The sequence below is a fragment of the Vibrio sp. 10N.222.48.A3 genome, from assembly GCF_041475345.1.
GTDB lineage: Bacteria > Pseudomonadota > Gammaproteobacteria > Enterobacterales > Vibrionaceae > Vibrio > Vibrio tasmaniensis_A.
This window is the reverse complement of record NZ_JBFRVX010001465.1, coordinates 1-2,346: the sequence shown is the minus strand read 5'-3', so window position 1 is coordinate 2,346 and position 2,346 is coordinate 1. Positions and strand designations below refer to the sequence as shown.

At 36.1% G+C, this 2,346-nt stretch carries 3 protein-coding genes; all 3 read left to right on the top strand.

Going from position 1 to position 2,346, the window contains the following annotated elements; genetic code table 11:
- On the top strand, nt 1-337 hold a 337-nt coding region (locus AB4653_RS27150; RefSeq protein ID WP_372105790.1), incomplete at its 5' end, for a hypothetical protein.
- Nucleotides 327-1,196 carry a phosphorothioated DNA-binding restriction endonuclease gene (locus tag AB4653_RS27145; RefSeq protein WP_017104396.1) on the top strand — a complete coding sequence of 290 codons (870 nt, stop codon included), beginning with the start codon at nt 327-329 and terminating at the stop codon, nt 1,194-1,196. The genes AB4653_RS27150 and AB4653_RS27145, both read left to right, overlap by 11 nt.
- Nucleotides 1,197-1,241: 45 nt before the next feature.
- Nucleotides 1,242-2,346: ATP-binding protein (locus AB4653_RS27140; protein ID WP_372105789.1), on the top strand; the 1,105-nt coding region annotated here is incomplete at its 3' end.

Genomic DNA, 2,346 nt, shown 5'->3' with positions numbered 1-2,346 from the left:
CTTTATGTCTCAGAACTTCCCGAGTTTACGCAAAATCTTGAAAGAAGGGCGTGAATACGGGGTTGGTGTGATTCTATCAACGCAAGATATTACCCACTTCAAAACCAGCGAGAATGATTATTCAAGTTATGTTCTTAGTTGGATTGTTCACCGTGTGTCACAGATAAAAAATCAAGATATCAAGTCGATTTTTAACAAAGATGATAGGCAAGAACAAGAAAACCTGATGAAGTCTATTCGTGAGTTAGAAAAACACTACAGCCTCTACGTGGATGGAGATAAGAAGATAACAAAGATTAAAGACAAAGCGTTTTGGGAGTTACTGAGTGACGCCTGATCAGCTTAAAAAAGCAGTTTTGGGTGTTAAGCGCTGGTCGCGTAGTGACCAACGTGCACCGAATAAACCAATTATGATGGCGTATGTTTTGTCTCAGTATTTACATGGGCATGATCAGTTCTTCTTATATGAAGAGTCGTTCCATAAAGAGGTACAAGATCTGCTAAAACGTTTTGGGCCTCAACGTTCCATTTATCATCCTGAATATCCATTTTGGCGTTTAAAAAATGATGGTTTTTGGACTGTAAATAATGATGAAGATTGCAAGTCTCGCAAGAGTAATACAGATCCATCAAAAGCTGAGTTATTTAAACATGGAGTAACTGCTGGCTTTAACGACCAAGCTTATGCCGTTTTAAAAGGAAATCGCCAATTAACTTTAGAGTTGATTGAACTGATTTTAAGTGAGAGCTTTCCTGAAAGCCTTATCACGGATATTGCTACACAGTTAGATGTTGAATTGGTGACACGGAATGTGCAAAAGCGCGATCCTAATTTTAGAAAAGAAGTACTCCGTGCTTATAACTATCAATGTGCTGTGTGTGGCTATGACCTTAAAATGGATGAAGTAACTGTTGGTTTAGAAGCTGCACATATCAAGTGGAAGCAGTTTCATGGACCCTGTGATGTAAACAATGGGCTAACACTCTGCGCAGTGCATCATAAAGCTTTTGATAAAGGGGCGTTTTCAATCACTGAAGATTTTAAAGTGAAGCTGTCAGAAAGTCTTAATGGTGGAGAGCAAGCACAACGTCTATTTTTTGATTTCGATGACAAATTCATACGATTACCAAAAAGAGATAAGTGGTTGCCAAACGTAGCGTATTTGAGTTGGCATCAGAAAGAAGTATTTAAGTAACTCAGGTAATTAAATTACTAATAACTTTATAAATAAGGTAATGAAATGGTTGTTGAAACGCAAATTGATGCAAGTCCAACAAAAGAATTTTTTATTGAAATGTTAACTCGAGATATACCTCTTGATCGCTCAATCCTTGATTTGATTGATAATAGTGTTGATGCTGCAAAATCAAATGGGACTAAAGATCCTGAAATAAGAATTACAATGAATGAAGATAAATTTCTTATTTGGGATAATTGTGGTGGAATTCCATTAAAAATAGCAAAGGATTATGCTTTCCGATTTGGCAGACCAAAAGAAAGAGAAAATACATCATTTTCGGTAGGTCAGTTTGGGGTTGGAATGAAGCGAACTTTATTTAAGTTAGGTAATAGTTTTCGTGTGATGTCTAACTCTGAAAATAATCCATTTTCTGTAGATGTGGATGTTCAGCAATGGAAAGGATTGGATGAATGGAAATTTAACTTCACTGAACAGATTGCCGAAAGTTTGCGTTGTGGTGAAACGATAATTGAAGTAAACGATTTATTCCCATCGGTTTCTGATCAATTTAATCTTGAGAATTTTGTTTACATTTTAGGTCGAGAGTGTTCCGTTGCTCACTTTAAATCGATAAACTCTGGTTTGAAAATATATATAAATGACAAGTTGGTCGATAATTTTGAAATTAAGCTAAAGTCTTCGGAAGAATTGAAACCAGTTAATTTTAATTTCGAAAAATCAACTGTTAAAGTTAAAATTACAGCTGGAATATCAGAAAGGAGCTTGAAGGATGGTGGTTGGTATATAGTTTGTAATGGGCGATTAATATCTTCTGCAGAGCAAACCACTATTTCAGGTTGGCGCCTTGACGGTATTCCACAATATCATCCCGATTATGCTTTTTTCCGAGGGATTGTAGAGTTTGAGGCTGATGACTCGAGCTTGTTGCCTTGGACAACAACAAAAACAGGTGTTGATAAAGATAACTTCATATATAAAGCTGCATTATTCGAAATGAAAAAGGTAATGAGAGAAGTTATCCCATTTCTACGACTTAGAGCTAAAGAAGATAAGGATTTTAAAGACAACTATATTGAATGTAAGCCTTTAAATGACGCAATCGAGGTTGCCCCATTATTACTGACTGGCGATATTAGTGATGAAG